Annotated in this window: 1 protein-coding gene; it reads right to left on the minus strand. The window is 49.5% G+C overall.

The window, feature by feature from the left end:
- The coding region (locus tag EN780_RS39480) for a hypothetical protein (RefSeq protein WP_189557159.1) at positions 1–509 on the minus strand (509 nt) is incomplete at both ends.

Below are 509 nucleotides of genomic sequence, written 5' to 3' on the forward strand. Positions count from 1 at the left end.
CACACCGCCATCACGTGCGAAAGGCTCTACATCTCGACAATCAGGAGGAGCTTTAACGGCGGCCATCAGTGCCAATAGGTACGGAATTCGGAACTCGTCCCTGTTGCTTTCTTGGATCTTATTCACGGCGACCGAACTGACAGAGTAGTCTGGACAGGTAATGGAAGCCCCGAGATATCCACCCCATGCCACCGCTGCTGCGTGGATTTTATACTGTGAACTGCCACGCGGCGTCGCATCGAGTAGACTTAGCATCTCTTCGCGGGGGTTCGAGGTTCCAATATCGAAATCAAGAATTTCAGCGCCCAGGTCATCACACTCTTCTCCGGGTATCCCGCCGTCTTTGCCACTCCAAGTGCTTTGGGCGTCGAAGTAGATTTTTTGTACCAGTGTGATATCTGAAGGGCTAAGACTCCAAGTCAGCTTTTTGTAGTAATTTTCCAATGCCTTAATATCTATCAGTGGAACCAAATCGCATTTATCGTCAAATTCTTTGTGTAGCGTCAGAG

This window comes from Mesorhizobium sp. M4B.F.Ca.ET.089.01.1.1 (assembly GCF_004022605.1).
GTDB lineage: Bacteria > Pseudomonadota > Alphaproteobacteria > Rhizobiales > Rhizobiaceae > Mesorhizobium > Mesorhizobium abyssinicae.